This is a genomic window from Massilia sp. BGA-UO-ETr-WB1, from assembly GCF_059567845.1.
In genome coordinates, this window is the sequence record NZ_JCAQOT010000021.1 from 752,577 (window position 1) to 770,219 (window position 17,643).

Annotated in this window: 16 protein-coding genes and 1 pseudogene; 6 read left to right on the forward strand and 11 right to left on the reverse strand. The window is 66.6% G+C overall.

Annotated features, from left to right (window positions below):
* Nucleotides 1-5: 5 nt before the first annotated feature.
* Both AC56DV_RS08100 and AC56DV_RS08105 read right to left on the reverse strand, forming a co-directional pair.
* The gene (locus tag AC56DV_RS08100) at nucleotides 6-1,037 is read right to left on the reverse strand and encodes an arginine N-succinyltransferase (RefSeq protein WP_496313772.1); all 1,032 of its coding nucleotides are present in this window, start codon (nucleotides 1,035-1,037) and stop codon (nucleotides 6-8) included.
* A 68-nt stretch (nucleotides 1,038-1,105) separates the two neighbouring features.
* Nucleotides 1,106-2,344 carry an acetylornithine/succinyldiaminopimelate transaminase gene (locus AC56DV_RS08105; protein WP_496313773.1) on the reverse strand — a complete coding sequence of 413 codons (1,239 nt, stop codon included), beginning with the start codon at nucleotides 2,342-2,344 and terminating at the stop codon, nucleotides 1,106-1,108.
* A 474-nt stretch (nucleotides 2,345-2,818) separates the two neighbouring features.
* Here AC56DV_RS08105 and AC56DV_RS08110 point away from each other — a divergent pair.
* Both AC56DV_RS08110 and AC56DV_RS08115 read left to right on the forward strand, forming a co-directional pair.
* A pseudogene (locus AC56DV_RS08110) lies at nucleotides 2,819-3,397 on the forward strand (transporter substrate-binding domain-containing protein); the annotation flags it as partial.
* Between the two features lie 217 nt (nucleotides 3,398-3,614).
* Nucleotides 3,615-4,118 (forward strand): sensor histidine kinase, encoded by a 504-nt coding sequence (locus tag AC56DV_RS08115; RefSeq protein ID WP_496313774.1) that lies wholly within the window; start codon nucleotides 3,615-3,617, stop codon nucleotides 4,116-4,118.
* Here AC56DV_RS08115 and AC56DV_RS08120 read toward each other — a convergent pair whose 3' ends face one another.
* Entirely contained in the window at nucleotides 4,119-5,057 is a 939-nt protein-coding gene (locus AC56DV_RS08120) for a GlxA family transcriptional regulator (RefSeq protein ID WP_496313775.1), read from the reverse strand. It lies immediately after the preceding gene.
* Between the two features lie 33 nt (nucleotides 5,058-5,090).
* Nucleotides 5,091-6,014, reverse strand: coding sequence for a DMT family transporter (locus AC56DV_RS08125; protein WP_496313776.1), 924 nt, complete (start codon nucleotides 6,012-6,014; stop codon nucleotides 5,091-5,093).
* Between the two features lie 135 nt (nucleotides 6,015-6,149).
* Here AC56DV_RS08125 and AC56DV_RS08130 point away from each other — a divergent pair, with 135 nt between their 5' ends.
* The 3 genes from AC56DV_RS08130 (at nucleotide 6,150) to AC56DV_RS08140 (ending at nucleotide 7,855) form a co-directional block, all read left to right on the forward strand.
* Nucleotides 6,150-6,539, forward strand: coding sequence for a MarR family winged helix-turn-helix transcriptional regulator (locus tag AC56DV_RS08130; RefSeq protein ID WP_229417997.1), 390 nt, complete (start codon nucleotides 6,150-6,152; stop codon nucleotides 6,537-6,539).
* 66 nt (nucleotides 6,540-6,605) lie between these two features.
* Nucleotides 6,606-6,890: a hypothetical protein gene (locus tag AC56DV_RS08135; RefSeq protein ID WP_496313777.1), complete on the forward strand. Its 285-nt coding sequence runs from the start codon at nucleotides 6,606-6,608 to the stop codon at nucleotides 6,888-6,890.
* 128 nt (nucleotides 6,891-7,018) lie between these two features.
* The gene (locus AC56DV_RS08140; protein ID WP_496313778.1) at nucleotides 7,019-7,855 is read left to right on the forward strand and encodes an HDOD domain-containing protein; all 837 of its coding nucleotides are present in this window, start codon (nucleotides 7,019-7,021) and stop codon (nucleotides 7,853-7,855) included.
* A 2-nt stretch (nucleotides 7,856-7,857) separates the two neighbouring features.
* Here AC56DV_RS08140 and AC56DV_RS08145 read toward each other — a convergent pair whose 3' ends face one another.
* Nucleotides 7,858-9,489 (reverse strand): hypothetical protein, encoded by a 1,632-nt coding sequence (locus AC56DV_RS08145; RefSeq protein WP_496313779.1) that lies wholly within the window; start codon nucleotides 9,487-9,489, stop codon nucleotides 7,858-7,860.
* Between the two features lie 162 nt (nucleotides 9,490-9,651).
* On the opposite strand from AC56DV_RS08145, the gene AC56DV_RS08150 reads away from it, so the two are divergent.
* Nucleotides 9,652-10,842: a pyridoxal-phosphate-dependent aminotransferase family protein gene (locus AC56DV_RS08150; RefSeq protein ID WP_496313780.1), complete on the forward strand. Its 1,191-nt coding sequence runs from the start codon at nucleotides 9,652-9,654 to the stop codon at nucleotides 10,840-10,842.
* Nucleotides 10,843-10,872: 30 nt separating this feature from the next.
* On the opposite strand, the gene AC56DV_RS08155 is transcribed toward AC56DV_RS08150, so the two are convergent.
* The 6 genes from AC56DV_RS08155 to AC56DV_RS08180 all read right to left on the reverse strand — a co-directional run bounded on the left by AC56DV_RS08155 (nucleotide 10,873) and on the right by AC56DV_RS08180 (nucleotide 17,544).
* Nucleotides 10,873-12,138: a hypothetical protein gene (locus AC56DV_RS08155; RefSeq protein WP_496313781.1), complete on the reverse strand. Its 1,266-nt coding sequence runs from the start codon at nucleotides 12,136-12,138 to the stop codon at nucleotides 10,873-10,875.
* A gap of 4 nt (nucleotides 12,139-12,142) precedes the next feature.
* Complete coding sequence (locus AC56DV_RS08160) at nucleotides 12,143-12,490, reverse strand: DUF6384 family protein (RefSeq protein ID WP_496313782.1); 348 nt, start codon at nucleotides 12,488-12,490, stop codon at nucleotides 12,143-12,145.
* A 21-nt stretch (nucleotides 12,491-12,511) separates the two neighbouring features.
* Entirely contained in the window at nucleotides 12,512-14,056 is a 1,545-nt protein-coding gene (locus AC56DV_RS08165; RefSeq protein WP_496313783.1) for a coiled-coil domain-containing protein, read from the reverse strand.
* Nucleotides 14,056-15,522, reverse strand: a complete 1,467-nt coding sequence (locus tag AC56DV_RS08170; protein ID WP_496313784.1) for a DUF6384 family protein — start codon at nucleotides 15,520-15,522, stop codon at nucleotides 14,056-14,058. The genes AC56DV_RS08165 and AC56DV_RS08170 overlap by 1 nt, the downstream gene beginning before the upstream one ends.
* A 12-nt stretch (nucleotides 15,523-15,534) precedes the next feature.
* Nucleotides 15,535-16,674 (reverse strand): merozoite surface protein 3b, encoded by a 1,140-nt coding sequence (locus AC56DV_RS08175; RefSeq protein ID WP_496313785.1) that lies wholly within the window; start codon nucleotides 16,672-16,674, stop codon nucleotides 15,535-15,537.
* A gap of 237 nt (nucleotides 16,675-16,911) precedes the next feature.
* The gene (locus AC56DV_RS08180; protein ID WP_496313786.1) at nucleotides 16,912-17,544 is read right to left on the reverse strand and encodes a glutathione S-transferase family protein; all 633 of its coding nucleotides are present in this window, start codon (nucleotides 17,542-17,544) and stop codon (nucleotides 16,912-16,914) included.
* Nucleotides 17,545-17,643: the final 99 nt, after the last annotated feature.

Below are 17,643 nucleotides of genomic sequence, written 5' to 3' on the forward strand. Positions count from 1 at the left end.
TCTTTTTAGATGCGTACACAAATCACGTTGCCGCCTTCGGCAACCTGCAGCGTTTCCTGCACTTCCACCGGCAAGGCGATGGTGGCGCTGCCTTCGATGGCCGGCACGGCCACCACCACGGCGCGGAACTCCTGGCCGGCGTTGGCGGCCACCGCGTAGGGCACCACCGGTTCGCCCGCGCGCGACGGGCGCGGCGTGGCCACGGTGCGCTGCAGCGACGAGGTGCAGGTGCGCAGCGCGTGCTTGTGCGCCTGCAGGATAGGGCCGCCGTCGAAAATGTCGATGTAGTCGTCGGCCTCGAAGCCTTCGGCCGTCAGCAGGCTGAAGGCCAGTTCGCCGGACGGATGGATCTGGCCCATCACGGCTTGCGCGTCGCCCGGCAGCAGCGGCACGTAGACCGGATAGTGCGGCATCAGTTCGACGATCAGCGTGCGGTTGCGCGCGCCGCCGATGGTGCGCTCGGCGTCGAGGAAGTCCATCTGGAAGAATTTGCGGCCGACGGCGTCCCAGAACGGCGATTCGCCGTTCGGGCCGGTGGCGCCGGCCAAGGGTACGAAGAAACGGTCGGCGAAGCGCTGCGGCGCCATGGCGGCGAACAGCAGGCGCGCGCGCGACAGCAGCGCCGCCTCGGGGCGGCTCTGCACCGCTTCGTCGACGTAGAAACTGGACAGCTGCGAATAGGCGGTCAGCTCGGAGCACAGCGTTAAGGCGTGCACGCTATGGCTGATGTTCAGGTCGCGCGACACCTGCTGGATCACGTCGTTGCGGAACGAGAAATAGGTGCCGTTGGAGCCGGCCGAGGCGAAGATGGCGGCGGTGCCCACGATGCCGTGGTCCGCCAGGGATTCCAGCACGAACAGGTACGATTCCTCGCTGGGGATATCGACGTGGGCGCTGAAGGATGCGATCGAAGCCTCGACCGCCTGCGCGATCTTGTCGCGCGTCTTGGGCAAGGTATGGACACCCGGCATGCTTACCGCAGCCAGCTTTTCCAGCGCTGCGATATCCGCAAGTTCTACCGGACGGACAACATACATGTGAACTCCTTTGTTTTTATACTTACGGGCGCTGCAGGGGACGGACCGGAAGGCCCGTCCCCGGGGCATTACGCGGCCAGGCTGTCCAGCGCGGCGCGCAGCAGGCGGCCGGCTTCGGCGATCTGCTCGTCAGTCACCACCAGCGCGGGCGCGAAACGCACCACGTCGGTACCGGCGATCAGCACCATCAGGCCTTGCGCTTCGGCTGCCTTCTGGATGTCTTTCGACTTGCCCTTCCACGCGTCGGCCACCACCACGCCCAGCAGCAGGCCGCTGCCGCGCACGGTCGACAGGATGGTCGGGTATTCCTTGGTCAGGTCCTGCAGCAGCGCCACCAGCTTGCCCGACGCTTCATTCACGCGCGCCAGGAAGGCCGGCTGGTTGATGGTGTTCAGCACGGTCAGCGCCACGGTGGCGGCCAGCGGGTTGCCGCCGTAGGTGGTGCCGTGCGAACCGACGCCCAGCGAAGCGGCCAGTTCGTTGGTGGTCAGCATGGCGGCCACAGGGTAGCCGTTGCCCAGCGCCTTGGCCGAGGTCAGCACGTCCGGGGTGATGCCGTAGCCCTGGTAGGCGAACAGGTGGCCGGTGCGGCCCATGCCGGACTGCACTTCGTCAAAGATCAGCACGGCGCCGGTCTTGTCGCACAGGTCGCGCAGCTCTTGCAGGAAGGCCTTGTCGCCCGGCAGCACGCCGCCTTCGCCCTGGATCGGCTCCACGATCACGGCGCACACGTCGTCGCCGATGGCGGCGCGCGCGGCTTCAATGTTGTTGTATTCGATATGGTCGATCGCCGGCGGCAGCGGCTCGAAGCCTTCGGTGTATTTCGACTGGCCGCCGACCGACACGGTAAACAGCGTGCGGCCGTGGAAGGAGCTGAAGCAGGACACGATGCGCGACTTGTGCTCGCCGAACTTGGCGTGGGCGTGCTTGCGGGCCAGCTTCAGGGCCGCCTCGTTGGCTTCGGCGCCGGAGTTGCAGAAGAAGGCGCGGTCGGCGAAGGTGGCTTCGGTCAGGGCCAGGCCCAGGCGCAGCACCGGCTCGTTGGTGTAGCCGTTACCCAGGTGCCACAGGGTGTTGGCCTGCTTGGTCAGCGCCTCGACGATGACAGGATTGCAATGGCCCAGCGCCGTCACGGCGATGCCGGAGGTGAAGTCCAGGTAATGCTTGCCGTTCTGGTCCCACAGGTCCAGGCCCGATGCGCGCACCGGCACCATCGCGGCTGGCGCGTAGGTTGGAACCAGTACTTCGTCAAAAGTCTGCCGGGTGACAGGGCGGGTGGTTACAGTCGAATCAAGCTTTGCGTTCATGGCATTCCCTATCAATGTATAGAGGTACGGCCGCAACCAGGCGGCCACGGGTGGTACGACATTATAAAAAGCGGGATGCTAAAACTCTTTTGCGGATGCGACAAGGATTTTCATAATTCAGAGGTATGCAGGATGCCCGCTTGCGCCCCGCGGATGTCCCCACCCGGCAGCGCGGAACGCACCTGGGCAGCCGGGCGCCGTGTGACGCGGGGCATGAATTTCCGTAAAGCATTGTGCCCTCCCGGACACGAATCTGCGGCAAGCCTTGTTACCGCCATGAATACTCGGCTATCCTGTCCAGACGGCGTTGCCCAAGATTATCCAATGCGAAAAGCCCGAACATCGTTTGCTGGCTGGCTATGCAGCCTGTGGCTGCTGGCGGTTGCCGTCACGTCACAAGCGCAGGCGCAAACGGTGGCGCTCACGCCGGCCCAGCGCGAGTGGCTGGCCGCGCACCCGGTGCTGCGGGTGGCCATGGACGGCGGCCGCGCGCCCATCGAATGGCGCGGCGAGGACGGCCAACAGCACGGCATCTCGCTCGACTTCCTGCGCCGCATGGAGGAAATGCTGGGCGTGCGCTTCGAGCTGGTGCCCAGCAAGAGCGTGGCCGATCAGCTCGCCAAGATGCAGCGGCGGGAAGTGGACCTGGTGTCCGCCATCACCCAGGCGCCTGAGCGGCGCGCCTACCTGAACGTGACGCAGCCCTTCCTCACCACGCCCATCGTCATTTTCAACCGCGTCGGCGCGCCGCCGCCGGGCGGGCTGGGCGGGCTGGCGGGCAAGCAGGTGGGCGTGTCGGAGCGCACCAATGTCGAGGGCCTGCTGCGCAAGGACTGGCCCGGCCTGACCATGGTACCGACCGACAACTTCAAGCAGGCCGCCGAACTGCTGCGCAGCGGCCGCATCGACGCCTTCGTCGGTCCGCTGCTCACCGGCACCCACCAGCTGGTGGAGCAAGGCGCCAGCGACATCCGGGTGGCCGGCGAGACGGACTACCAGTACCACATCGGCTACGGCGTGCGCTCCGACTGGCCGGAACTGCTGCCCATCATCGAGGCGGCGCTGGCCGCCATCCCGCGCACCGAGCGCGACGCCATCCGGCAGAAATGGGCCACGGTGCAGTACACCCACCAGATGGACTACCGGCCGCTGATCGCGCTGCTGCTGGCGGTGGTGGTGGCGGTGGCCTTCATCCTGCAGCTGCGCGTGATGGTCAAGCGCCGCACCGCCGAGCTGCAGCAGGAGGTGTCGATGCGGCCTGGCGCACCTGGTGGACGAGCTGGTGGCCGCGCACCACAACGCCTGGAAAAACACGCCGCATCGGATACAGGTGGAGATCCCCGGGGACATCGAGCTGGACAGCTTCCCCGGCCCGCTGGCGCAAGTGCTGTCCAACCTGCTGGAAAATTCCCTGGTGCACGCGTTTGCCGGCCATCCGGGCGGCACGGTGCGCATCGCCGCCGTCGTGGCGGGGGACCGCGTGCGGCTCAGCTACGCCGACGACGGCGCCGGCATCCCTGTGCTGCACCGCAACAAGGTGTACGACCCGTTTTTCACCACGCGCCTGGGCCAGGGCGGTTCCGGGCTGGGGCTGTACATCGTGCAGACGCTGGTGTCGGGCGTGCTGGGCGGCGCCATCGTGCTCGACAGCGAGGACGGCAAGGGCACGCGCTTCGAAATGAGCCTGCCGCTGGTGGCGCCGGAGCCGACCGACAGCACGGCCAGCGGCGCGCATGGCATCGTGCCGCTGCCGCAGGACGCACTCAGCCGATGATCAGCCATTGAGCTTGCGCTGGCGTTCCTCGCGCGGGGTGTTGCCGAACAGGGTGCCGAAGGCGGTGGAGAAGTGCGAGCCGGACGAGAAGCCGCACATCAGCCCCACCTGCACGATGGACGAATTAGTCTCCAGCAACAGTTGCCGGGCGCGCTGCAGGCGCAGCTCCAGGTAGTAGCGCGACGGCAGGCTGCCCAGGTACTGCTTGAACAGCCGCTCCAGCTGGCGGCGCGACAGGCCCACCAGGTTGGCGATGTCGTCGGTCGACAGCGGCTCCTCGATGTTGGCCTCCATCAAGGTCACCGCCTCCGACAGCTTGGGCTGCAGGGCGCCGAAGCGCGCCTGCAAGGCCACGCGCTGGCGCTCCTCGTGGCTGCGCACGCGGTCTATGCACAGCGCCTCCTTGACCTCGGCCTGCACGTTGGCGCCGTACAGCGCGTCCACCAGCGTCAGCGCGAAGTCGGCGCTGGCGGCGCCGCCGCAGCAGCTCAGGTGCGGGCCGTCGATCTCGAACAGGTGCGGCGTGAGGATGGCGCGCTCGGAAATGCTTTCGGTGTCGGCATACAGCGCCCACGGCAGCGCAATGCGCACGCCGCCCATCAGCCCCGCTTCGGCCAGCCACAGCACGCCGGCGCCCACCCCGCCCCAGTAGGGCGCGGCGCGCAGCCGCTCCACCACGGCGCGCAGTTGCGCGGGCGGCGGCGCTTCCTGTTGCTCGTCGGCCACCAGCAGCGCCAGGTGCCAGCCTTCGGCGGGCGCGTCGGCCAGTTGCCGCGGGCTGCGGATGTCGAGCTGGAATTGCGGACCCACGCTGCGCGCGGCCAGGCGCAGCGGCTGGACCAGGCCGGCCCAGGTGAGCGTGTCCGCCTCGCCCGCATTGACCAGCAGCACGCGCAGCGGCTGCTCCTGGGACAGGCGGGACAAAGGGGAAAACGGCATCGGCGGATCTAAGCTAGTGGATGATGACTCTGATTACTCGGGCGCCAGCGCGGTCGGCGGCCGCGCTACGCTCCATTGGCTTACTATCATACCGGAGATCAACAATACCGCGCCGAGCAGCCCCGTCCAGGCGAGCGTCTCGCCCAGCCAGAAATAGCCGAAAATGGCCGCGCAGCCCGGCTCGAAGGCATAGATGACGGCCGCCTCGTTGGCGGTGCTGTGGCTCTGGCCCCAGGTTTGCAGCGAAATGATGAGGGCGGTGGCCACCACGCCCAGGTAAATCAGGTTCCAGCGGTACAGCTTCAAGCCCTGCCAGATGTACTCCCAGTAGTCGCCCATGTCCTGCGGGCCGGCCACCGGGCCGCGCGGCACTTCGCGGATGGCGATCCACAGCGCGGCGCACACGGCCACGGTGAGGATTTGCGCCGCCGTCAAGGTCATCAGGCGCTCGGCCTTGCGGGTGAACACTTCCATCATCTTGATGTAGCAGCCGAAGCACAGCGCGGCCAGCAGCGCCAGCGTGTCGCCCCTGCCCCAGACGAAGGCGCCGTCCCAGCACAGCGCAAACAGGCCCACCAGCGCCAGCGCCAGGGCGGCGACGATGCGGCGCTCAGGCAGCTTGCCCAGGAACACGCCCAGCAGCGGCGGCACCAGCACGTTCAGGCCGCACACGAAGGCGTTGCGGTTGGAACTGGTGAGCGCCAGGCCCTCCACCTGGAACAGGTAGCAGAAGAACAGCAGGACGCCGCTCAGCAAGCCGTAGCGCGAATCGGCCCATTTGGCGCGCAGCAGGAAGGGCGACAGGATCAGGCTGGCCATGGCAAAGCGCGACACCACGATCCAGTTGGTGGACAGGTAGTCGGTCATGTCCTTCATGGCGGGGAAGGTGGTGCCCCACACCAGGGTGACGAGCAGCAGGGCGGCAATGCCGCGGGCATGGTTGGGCAGGGACGGCATGGGTCGGCTTAATGTTTATCTATCAATATTCGTTGGCCGCGTAGTGTACCGCGATTGCCGCCTCGCAGCAGGGAGCTATAATCATGGTCTATGGGTGAACGATATTTAAAAAGTATCCGGCTGCTGGCCGAATGCATGCAGGGCTTTGAACGCCTGTCGGGCGAGCATGTGCGCGAGTGCGGGCTGACCCATGCGCAGTTCGACATCATCGCCACGCTGGGCAACACCGAAGGCATGTCCTACAAGGAACTCGGCGACAAGACCCTGATCACCAAGGGCACCATGACGGGCGTGATCGAGCGCCTGGAACAGAAGGGCCTGGTCGAACGGGTGCGCAGCCTGGACGACAAGCGCTCGTGGTTCATCCGTCTCAGCCCGCAAGGCGAGCAAGTGTTCCGCGAAGTGTTTCCCAAGGTGATCTCGCGCGGCGGCGAAGTGTTCGCCGGCTACAGCGACGACGACTTTGCCGCCCTTGAAAAAACCCTGTCCGGCCTCAAACAAGTGATATCGGCAGGCGGCGCCTGAGGGCGGCCAGCAGACTTGCGCAACGCCCGGCGCGCCCCCATCCCCCCAAACAACCAAGGAACGACATTGAAAACCTCCCTGCTCGAAGGCAAAAAGCCTGCGAAATTCGACAAGCACATCATCGGCAACCTGCTGCTCAACGTCGACACCCCGGACGAAGTGCGCAAGGAAAAGCTGATTATCGGCGTGCGCAATGAAGACGGCGAAATCTACCGCCTGATCGGCGCCACCAAGCACAACAGCTTCATGAACGCCATCGAGGAGCTGTTCGACCTCGGCCTGGTGGACGAGCTGCAGGACACCGAAGGCACCAGCGAAGGTTGCGACGCCATCTTCAGCGAAGCCGACTAAAATGAAAGTGGCGGGGTTAATATTGCAAAAATAATTAACCCTGACCCCATTTTGCAGTTCGGCACGAGGTTGGCACAATTGTGTCGCAAATAAATTCCACACGGCAATAATTTGCGTATAATTTCCTGATGGACAGACTGGACGCCTTCAAGCATATCGCTGCTCAAGCGAGCCGGGGGGATCTCGCGTTCCCGACCAATGTGAATGCGTCGATCCGCCTGCAGGAGGCGCTCAGCGATCCCGACTGCCACGTCGAGGCGGCCGCCAAACTGATCCAGGCCGACCCGCTGCTGGCGGCCCGCACCGTGGCCATCGCCAACTCGGTGGCCTACAACCGTTCCGGTACTGAAATCTCCAGCGTGCGCTCGGCCGTCCAGCGGCTCGGCGTGCGCACCCTGCAGTCGCTGGTGGCCGCGCTCATCGTGCGCCAGCTCGGCAGCAAGATCACCGATCCCACCCTGCAAGCCATGTCCGCCCAGCTGTGGGAGCATACCGCCCACGTGGCCGCGCTGGCCCAGGTGATCGCGCGCCGCGTGACCCACGTCGATCCCGATACCGCGCTGTTCGCCGGCATCATCCACGAGGTCGGCGCCTTCTACATGCTGGCGCAGGCCGACGCCTACCCGGGCGTCATGCAGGGCGAGCCGGAGGAATGGGTGGAGCACGGCGAGATGCAAATCGGGCGCGGCGTGCTGCGCAAGCTGGTGGTGCCCGAGGCCGTGATGGCCTCCGTGGAGGCGATGTGGGAAGGCCTGCGCGCGCTGCCGCCGGAAAACCTGGGCGACACCCTGCTGCTGGCCAACGACCTGGCCCCGGTGCGCTCGCCCATGCACCAGCGCCCCGGCGCCACCACCGTGGCCGGCGCCCGCACCATCGACTTCGCCATCGGCGAAGGCACGCTGGACGACATCCTGCGCGAGTCGGCCAACGACGTGAAATCCCTGTTTTCCGTGCTGATGCTGTAGCTTCAGGCACCGGACCTGGCGAACTTGGCGGCGACAATCTGCAGCTTCTGCTTGTTCTGGTCGAAGGCATAGATCGCCGTCAGCGGCACGGCGGTAACAAACAGCCCCGTCAGCACCGCACTCACCTGGTTGTTGAATCGGTTCAGCAGCGGCACCCCCGCAATCGCTTTCCCGATGACGTGGCCGGCATAGACGCCGACAATGGCCGAAGCGGTACCCGCCGCGATCACGGATATGCTGTCGAGCTTGTTGTCGTCATCGCTCGCCAGCACGCGCACGCAACGTACCACGCTCAGCGTGGACTCGCGGATGAGCGCCAGCACGAAGGCCGGCATTTTCACCACGAAGGCGATCAGGATCTGCGGCACCACGCTGAGGGCGCCGGCCACGCCGGCTTCGATGCCCAGCTCCCTGGCGCGCGCCCAGATCTGGCGCTCCTCGAAGCGCGCATCCAGCCGCTGGCGTATCCTGGCGGTGGTATCGGCGGCGTTCTGCAGCCAGCCGTCGGCATTGAAGACATTGCCGGACAGCGTGAAGCTGCGCATTTCATCGATAAAGATATCGATCGTCTCGAGCACGATCAGGCCCACCACCTGCTGCGCCGCCATGGCGGCGCCGGACTTGACCACGGTGGCGCCCACCTCCATGGCTGCGGCCAGGCGCAGTTCATTGCGCTTCTCGTCCGCCCGCCGGTACGCTTCTTCCATATCCTTCTTGTTGACGGCGACAGTGCGTTCTACGCCGCCGCTGGTGATCGTGACGTTGACGATGTCCGGGTTGGCGCTGTCCGGCACGCCGCGCTCCTGCAGATAGTCCAGCACATTCCGGTCCTTGATGGAGCGGTTCAAGGAGCCGTCCGCAAACACCAGGTTTTCCGGCGAATTGATGAGCGCATTGAACTCGCTATCGGTGTTGGCGATCTGTATCAGCTTGTCGTCGTAGTATTCCTTCTTGGCGATGACATGCTCGATGTCCGCGTCCACCGCCATCAGCACGGCATCCTTGTTGTAGCCATTCTCCAGTGTCGCCAGGGTGTTGCCCTTGATCGCATCCGCGCGCTGCTTGTCCATGGCGGAAAAATTCGCATCCGACTTGATGCCGTACGCTTCACGCGCCTTGTAGTCCTGGTAGCTCTCCGTAAGATTGTTGTACTTCTCCGCGCTGCGGTTATCGATGTCCTGTACCACCCCGCCCAGTCCGAACGAGGCAACGGCGCGCCGGATCGCTTCGCGCCGGCACTGCTCGAAAATGTCGTCGACAACGGTGGCCGGCACCGGCAGCCTGCTGCGCACATCGTCCACCATTTGCATGGTCGATTTCTCGACTTCGAAAGTGCTGCGCACGTATTCTGAGATCTTGCTCGCGCTCAACTCGGAATAGTGGGCGTAGCGCTGCTGGTAAAACTCGGCGTCGCGCAGCTGCTTGTAATCGAAGCTGCGCAACTCCTCCGCCGCGGTGGCGTAGCCAAGCACGGCCCGCTCCTTGGTGGCGTCGTAGGCGACCTGGGTGGCGGCGGCGGTTTTCTCGCCCGCCGCGATGAGGGCGCCCTTCATGCTGCTGACGGAATCGGCGACATCGATTTTTTGCACGGTTTCGCCGACTTTCGCTGCCGCGTCGGTTACTGCGCTCTTCAATGCGGAGATCGACAACTTCTTATCAAACAGTCCCATTGCATGCCATATTGAAATAATACTCACAGGCATTTTTCATGATGTTATGCGATATGTCCAGCCCTTCAGCGGCGATAATCCGGCGATGCTATAGTTGCAGCAACATTAACTACAACTCATGCATCCATGTTCCCGCCGCCTACCGTAGACAGTATCAATTCCCTGCTTCCTTCCGAGCCGCTGCTGATGATGGGCGCCGGTCCGGTGCCGATTCCGCACAGCGTGGCGCAGGCCAATTCCATCGTCATCAACCACCTCGGCGGCACGATGGCGAAGATCATCCACCAGATGAAGGACATGGCGCGCTATGTGTTCCAGACCGAGTCGCGCTGGATACTGGGCGTGGCCGGCCCCGGTTCGGCGGCGATGGAGATGAGCGTCTGCAACCTGGTGTTTCCCGGCACGCGCGTGCTGAGCGTGTGCAACGGCTACTTCGGGCGCCGTTTCGCCGAGATGGCGACCCGCGTCGGCGGCCAGGTGGAGTGCCTGAACGTGGCGGACGGCGAGGCGGCCCAGGTGGCCGCCGTGCGCGAGCACCTGGAGCGCTTCCGGCCGGAGGTGCTGACCATCGCCCAGGGCGAAACCTCGTCCACCGTGTTCAACATCCACCTGCCGCAGATCACCCAACTGGCGCGCGAGTACGGCTGCTATGTGATCGTGGACGCGGTGTGCACCCTGAGCACCATGCCGTGCGAGATGGATAACTGGAAGATCGACGCGGTGGTGACCGGCGGCCAGAAAGGCCTGTCGTCGATCCCCGGCGTGTCGCTGATCGCGTTTTCGGAGCGCGCCTGGGAACGCATCAATGCGCGCCCGGTGCCGCCGCCGCACTGGTGCCTGGACGCCAAGCTGGCGGAGCAGTTCTGGCACAACGCGTCCTACCATTACACGGCGCCGGTATCCGGCATCCTGGCGCTGCACGAGGCGCTGCACCTGATCTGCCAGGAGACGCTGGAGGAACGCTTCGCGCGCCACCTGCGCTGCTCGCTGGGCCTGCAGCGCGGCGTGGAGGCGATGGGCCTGCAACTGTACGGCGCGCCGGAGTCGCGCCTCAACTCGGTGGTCGGCATCGTGGTGCCGGACGGGATCAACCGCGCCGAGATCTGCGAGCAGATTTCCCTCAAGTACAGGGTGGAGATTTCCGGCTCCTTCGGCCTGAACATCGTGCGCATCGGGCAGATGGGCGAGCAGTGCCGCGCCCACCACCTGTTCCGCACCCTGCACGCGCTGGGTTCGACCATGAAGGACCTGGGCGCGGACGTGGACGTGGCGGCCGGCGTGGCGGCGCTGGAGCGGCAGCTGCAGGGCGCGCTGTAAGGCGCGCGGGCGGCTGCGGCTAGCTGCAGCCTAGCTGCGGCTGCCGCTGCTGCCCCAGGCGGTTTCGCCGTAGCGGAATTTCGGCCGCAGCTCGCGGGCGAACTGCTGCAGTTCCAGCGTGAAGCCGCCCAGCGACAGCTCGCTGTTCATATAGCGTCCGATCAGCGACGGCAGATCCAGTCCGTCGCGGAAGTCGATCTCCTTGGTGTCGATAAAGCCGCCGCGCCGCAAGTCCGCCTCCAGCGCCTCGGCGCGCTGCGCATCCTCTTCGGCATGCTGGCGCGCGGCCAGCGCCCGTTCATAGTCGCGCCGGCTGCCGGCCAGCTTGTCCTGCAGGTTGACGATCTCCAGCACCAGCCGGTCGTCCTCCGGGCTGGGCGTGGCGCGCGCCTGCGCGATCAGTTCCGCGATCGGCAGCGAATTCAGGCTGGCCGCCTGCAGCTCCTGCGCGCGGCGGTAGCGCGGGTCGGTGCAGGCTGCATACTCGGCCAGGCTGGCGCGCACGCGGCGCACCCGTTCGTCGGCCTGCGCCAGGGCCGCTTCCAGCGGCGCCACGGCCTGCGCGATGCGCTCGGCGATGGTGGGCGGCGGCGGCGCGAAGGACAGCGCGTCGAGCTCCGCGCGCGCCTCGGCCAGCGCCTGCGCGCTGCGTTCGGCGCGCACCGGCAAGGCTTCCTGCATGGCCAGCAGGATATGCTCGTTGCGGCGGTTGGCATTGAAATTGCACAGGCCCGCCAGCCATTCATCCTTGGCCGCTTCGGCGCCGTCGCGGCGGTAGTCCGGCGTGCCATAGCCCACTTCGCGCAGGAAGGCGTACAGCGGGTCGCCGCGGTAGCCGGCCAGCTTGGCGCCGATCTCCGCTTCCAGCTCGGCGTTCATGGCCAGTAGCGCCTGGTGCGCATCCTCGGCGCGCTGGTAGCGTTCGCGCGCGGCCTGCAGGATCTGGGCCGCGTCCAGGTGCGCGCCGGGCCGCAGCGCCGCTTCGCGGATCTCGGCGCCGCGCTGGCGGATGGCCGCCACGTGGTTGGCGATATCGCTGTTGACGGTTTGCAGTTCGGCGCGCAGGGCTTGCCGCTCGTCGGCGCGGAAGGCCAGCTCGCGCTCCACCTCGGCCGCCACGTTCTCGCCGCCTTCCAGGTGCAGCGACGCCACCTGCCGCAGCAGGCCGGCGATCTTCTGTTCCAAGGCCAACTGGTCCCGGCTGGCGTCGGCCGCGCGCTGGTCGCAGCTTTCCAGCTTGCCCTGGTAGATGCGGGTGTTCTCGGCGATGAAGGCGGTGAATTCGCTGGCAAGCATGGCGTTATTTGACAAGACGGGACAGCCAGCTCTTCCAGCCGGACGGACGGCCCTGGCCGGCGTGCCGGGCGGCGCGCTGGGCAGCGACATACTGCAGCGCTTTTTCGCGTTCGGCGGGGTCGCCGGGGCCGGGTTCGAATTCCAGGCGCTGGGCGAAATAGGCGCGCACGCCTTCGGCGATCAGCTCGTCGTCCACCGCGAGCCGGTTGGCCGCGTAGTATTCGCGGATGCGCGCCGCCACTTCCTCGCGCCGCCGCGGCAGGTCGAGATGCTCGTCCACCACCATCTGCCGGTGGCGCAGCTCGTCGATGATGGCCATCGCCCCCAGCTGCTCACTCAGACTCCCTGCCATGCCGCCTGTCCTTTCATGCTGCTAAAAACTGTCGCTGGTGCTGTAGCCGCCGCCGCCGCTGCTATCGGAGGAGGAGTACCTGCTATCGGAACTGCTGCTGTCCGAGCTGCTACTGCTACTACCGCTACTACTGCTGCTGCTGGATGAGCTGCTCCAGCTGCTGCCGCTGGAGCGCCGGCGCGAGCCGGATGAAGACGACGATGACGACGAGCCGCCGCTGCTGGCGACCGCGCCCACCACCGCCACCACCACGGCGCCCACCGTCAGCAGCACGGTGCCGGTCACCTTGGCGCCGGTCTTGCCGACTTCGATCCACGAGATCGTACCATCATCGTCATGGTAAGGCCCCAGCTCGCGGGTGTGGCGCCCGATTTCCGCGTGCACTTGCGGTTCGGTGTACTTGCCGCTCACGTAGCCGTTCAGGACTTCGCGCAGATCCAGTTCGTCCTCGAAAAAGTGGCGCGTGACGCCGCCCGCCGGCGGCAGCGCTGCAAGCAGGCTGTCCCGGATTTCGCGGGCGAGCAGCCTTTCCCCGCGGGCGGTGCGCAGGCGCGCGGCCAGGGCGTCGTATTCCTGTTGCAGCGTAACACGCTGCTGGCGCAGGCCGGCCAGGCGCTGCACCAGCGCATCGTCTTCCGGCGCCGGCGTTGCGGCTGCCTGGGCCACCAGTTCGTCGATGGAGCGCGCCTGCAGGAACTTCCGCACCAGCTGCTGCACCTCGACGTAGCGGGCATCGGTCTTGTCCGCATACGCGGCCAGCGCCGCGCGTACGCCGGCGGAGGCACTCTGCAGCAAGTCCAGCTCGCGGCTGCGCTCGGCCAGGCGCGCCTCGGCGGCCGGCAGATCCAGCGCGGCGGCGGCGGCGTTCAGCATCTTCTGCTCGGCTTTTTCCGCCTGGGCCAGGTCCGTGTCGAGAGTGAAGGAGCGGCGCGCCAGTTCTTCCTGCATCTCCAGCAAGGTTTGCTCCGCCGCGCGGTTTTCCTTGAAGTGGCACAGCCGCGCAATCCAGCCGTCCAGCATGCGCGCGGGCGCAAATGCGCCGTAGCCCCGGTCGCCGTAGCGGCGCTGCCGCAGGTAGGCATACAGGCTGCCCTCGGCCTGGTAGGCAGCCAGCTTGGCGTTGCATTCGGCGCTCAGCTCCTGGTAGTCCGGCTGGAACGCGGCTTGCGCCTCGCGGGCCAGCACGTGCGTCTGCGCGGCGACGACGAACACCGGGTCCGCCGCCAGATCCGCGTGCAGCTGCTCGCGCAACGCCTCGCACGCGCGGCGCGCGTGGTCGCGCGCGGCCAGCGCCGGCGCCTCTTTTATCTCGGCCTGCTCCAGCTTGGCGCGCTCACGCTGTTCGTCGCGCGCGCGGTCGGCCAGCTCGTTTTTGACCTTGTTGCCGAAATCGACCTGCTGGTCCAGCTGCAGTTCAGCCACCTGCCCCAGCAGCTCGGCGCTTTCGGCGTCGCACTCGGCCTGGCGCGCGGCGGCGGCGGCGCTGTGCAGCTCGGCGTCGGCCAGGGCCTGCTCGCGCTCGCGGCAAAACGCTTCGAGTTCCGCAATGTAGTGTTCCTGCTCCATCACCACTCCGTAATCATGTCGGGCTGCGGCTTCAGCGTGCGCGCGTAGCGCACCGTGAGCGAGTTGGCCGGCTTGCTGCCCATGTCGCGGCTTTCAACGTGGCCGGTGGACTGCTTTTCCGCCTTCACCGCCTGATACTGCTCGCGGCTCACGCGCACGCCGTAAAACTCGGTCCAGGTGCTCTCGCCGCTTTCCACGCTGCGCACCGGCACCTGCACGTTGTTGCCGTCCGCGTCCACCGCTTCGACGATCAGATACCAGGACTTGCCGCCCGACGCGTTGTAGTTGCGTTCCACGCCCGAGCGCACGCCCTCGCGGTCCGCCACCATGATGGTCAGCGGCAGCCGGGCGAAGTCCAGCAAGGCCTCGGCCTGCGCGGCCAGTTCCTTGACGCGCCCGGCGTCCAGCTTGGCAGCGGCGGCGGCCGCCGCCTGCACCAGCGCGTCCACGCGCTTCCTATCTTCGCCGGACAAGCCCATCCTGCCCAGTTGGGCGGCGGCGGCGCGCACGTCCTGCAGGTGGCCTTCGGCCTTGCCGGCGCCGGCCAGCTGGACGCCGAGTTCCTTCACCGCCAGCTGGGCGCCGGCGGCGCCGGCGCCGTCGGGCTGCTCCATCGCTGCCTGCACCGCGCGCACCTGCTGGCGGATGGCCGGCGCGCCCCACAGCACCGCTTCGCTGTACTGGCGCTGCAGCGCCAGCAGGGACGACTGCGCCCCCAGCAACAGCTCCAGGCGGTGCAGCGTGTCCTGCGCCTGCGTCAGTACGGCTTGCGCGGACTGCGCTTCGGCCTTGCGCCGGTCCACCGCCGCCAGGAAGGCGCTACGGCTCTCTTCCGTGATGGCGCCGGCATCGGGCGCGTCCTCCTTCAGCGCCGGCTCGCTTTGTTTCAGCCCAGCCTGCACCCCGGCCAGCATGGCGGCGGCGGGCGGCAATTGCGCCTGCGCCGCGCCGGAACGGCCGGCCAGGCGCACGGCCTGCTCGATGGTTTCCTTCTGGCTGGCGCGCGCCTTCTCCAGCACCTCGGCCAGCTGCGCCACATGCTCGCGGCTGTCGCGGTGCAAACGCCAGTGGTCGAGATACTCCATGCCGCCCCACATGGCCAGGCAGGCCACGGCGCAGCCCAGCCACAGCCGGTACACATGCGCATGCTGGCTGCGCTGCACGTAAAGGCGCGACAGCAGGCCGGCCAGCTTGCCCGGCGCGGCAGGCCGGAATTGCAGGCGCCCGTCGAAATAGGCGCGCACGCCTTGCGCGATCAGCGCGTCGTCCACGGGGATGTTCTGCGCCGCGTAGTAGGCGCGGGTGCGCTGTTCCACGTCGGCGCGGCGGCGCGGCAGGTCGAGATGCTCCGCCACCACCATTTGCTGGTGGCGCAGATCGTCGATGATGGACATCGCGCCCAGTTGTTCGGACAGCGCGCCCGGCCCCGCCGGCGCGCTTGCTGCTGCCGCTGCTCCTGCTGCCACTACTGCCGTCACTTAGGCGGCGCCCTTGTTCAGCAGGGCGATGAAGCGCTGCTTGCTGTCCTCGGTGGCCGCTTCGATCTCTTTCGAGGTGCGGGTCGATTCTTCGCGCAGCTCTTCGATCAGCTTCAGGCTGCTACCCTGGAATTCGACGATGGCGTTGGCCAGCGCGCTCACCGAGCTGGCTTTCAGCGTGGAGCCGTAGCCGGCGCGCAGGCCCGCTTCGAGCTGCTGGCCGCCGGCCTTGGCCAGCGATTCCAGGCCCTGGTTGATGCCGTCGGTCATGGCGTCCATGGTGCTGGTGGTTTCCGCCAGGCCGGCCATCGACGTGAACGACGCGGCCAGGCCGGTGAACACCACTTCGTTGGTGGCGAAGAAGGTCACGGCGCGCTGGTAGATGCGCTCCTTGACGGTGTGGGTCTGCTGCAGGCGGGCGAACACCAGTTCGGCCGTGTTGTAGGAGGTCTTCAGGTCGTCGGCGATGTCCTTGACGATCTGGTAGGACTTGTCCTCGTCCTGCACGGCGCGCAGCGCTTCGTCGCGCGCCAGTTCCAGGCGCGCGCGCTCGACGGCGTCGGCCACGTTCTCGGTGGCCTTGTTGGCCACGTCCAGTTCGGTCTTGCGGCGCTCCAGTTCGGCGGTGGCCGTTTCCAGCACCTGCTGCGCGTCCACCTCGGCCGTTTTCAGCGCCATGCGGAAGTCGCGGTAGGCTTCCAGGATGGCGTTCTCGCGCTGGATCTGTTCATTGGCCGACTTGGCCACCTCCAGGTAGGTGGCGCGGATGTCGTTGAAGCGGTCGGGAATCGAGCCGCGCCGCATCTTCATCCAGCTCATCTGGATACGTTCCTGGAAGTCGATCTTGCCGTCGGCCATCCAGCCGCTCATCTTCTCGGCATCCTCGCGGATGGAGTTGAAGCCGGTGGTGATCTCGGCGTAACGGGTGGAGATGTCCATGCCCTGGATCTGGTCGCGCACGGCGGCATTGAAGGTGGACGAGTACTGCAGCGTGGTGGCGATGGCCGTGATTTTCACGGCATCGTATTTGGAGACTTTTTCCAGCAGCGGCACCACGGGAGCGGCCTCACGGTTGCCCAGGTTGACGCCGATGGTGCGCAGCGCATTGACTGCGCGGTCGAGATAGCTGATTTGGTTCATTCGAGACTCGCAAGTGATGGGTTTGCTATAAAGAAAGTAGCCTGCAACGCATCTTATAACAAAAACATCCTTGCGAAAATCTCACCCGGCTTTTATTGGCTGCAGGGGGGTGGCCGCAGCGGGGACCAGGGCAGGGACCAGCAGCGGAACCGGCCGGGCCGGCCCGGGCGCCGGCCGAACGGCGCCCGCCAGGCGCTGGCGCGACTTGCGCGCCGTGTCGCATAACAGGCACATGGCTCAGGCCTCCTCGGCTTGCTGCGCAAGCTCAGTCTGCCGCCAGGCCGGCAGCTGCCGCATGCGGCCGTGCCAGGCCATCAGGTTGGCATAGCCTTCCAGCGGCAGCGCGGCCTGGTCGATGTACATGATCGGCGCGGCCAGCGCGAGGTCGGCCAGGGTCAGGCTGTCGCCCACCACCCACTGGCGGCCGGCCAGGTGCTTGTCCAGCACGGTGGCGTAGTCGGCCAGGTCGCTCTCGCCGCGCTCTTCCTCGCGCGCGTCCGGTCCCTGGCCGGTCACGTAGCCCTTCCAGATGCGCTCCCAGGTCAGCACGCCGATCGCCGGCGAGAAGTGCTGGCAGGCCCAGAACATCCAGCGGTTGATGTCGGCGCGCACGCGCAGGTCCTGCGGGTAGACGGTCTGGCCGGGCGTCTTGTCGGCCAGGTATTGCATGATGGCGCAGGATTCCCACAGCACGAAGCCATCGTCCTCCAGCACTGGGATCTTGCTGTTGGGATTGAGCTCGCCCAGGCGGCGCCGGTCTTCGGCGCGCATCAGGTCCACTTCGACGAATTCCACCTCCGACTGCAAGTGGGCAACCAGCATGGCCACGCGGCGGGCGTTGGACGAAATCGGGTGGTGGTAGATGCGCATGGCTGGCTCCGTTTGTGATTAGCGATAAAGCTATATTAAGAGACAGCCATGACAGTTTCTGTCAGTAGCGTTTGGCTATAAATCCGCGCTACAGATCCA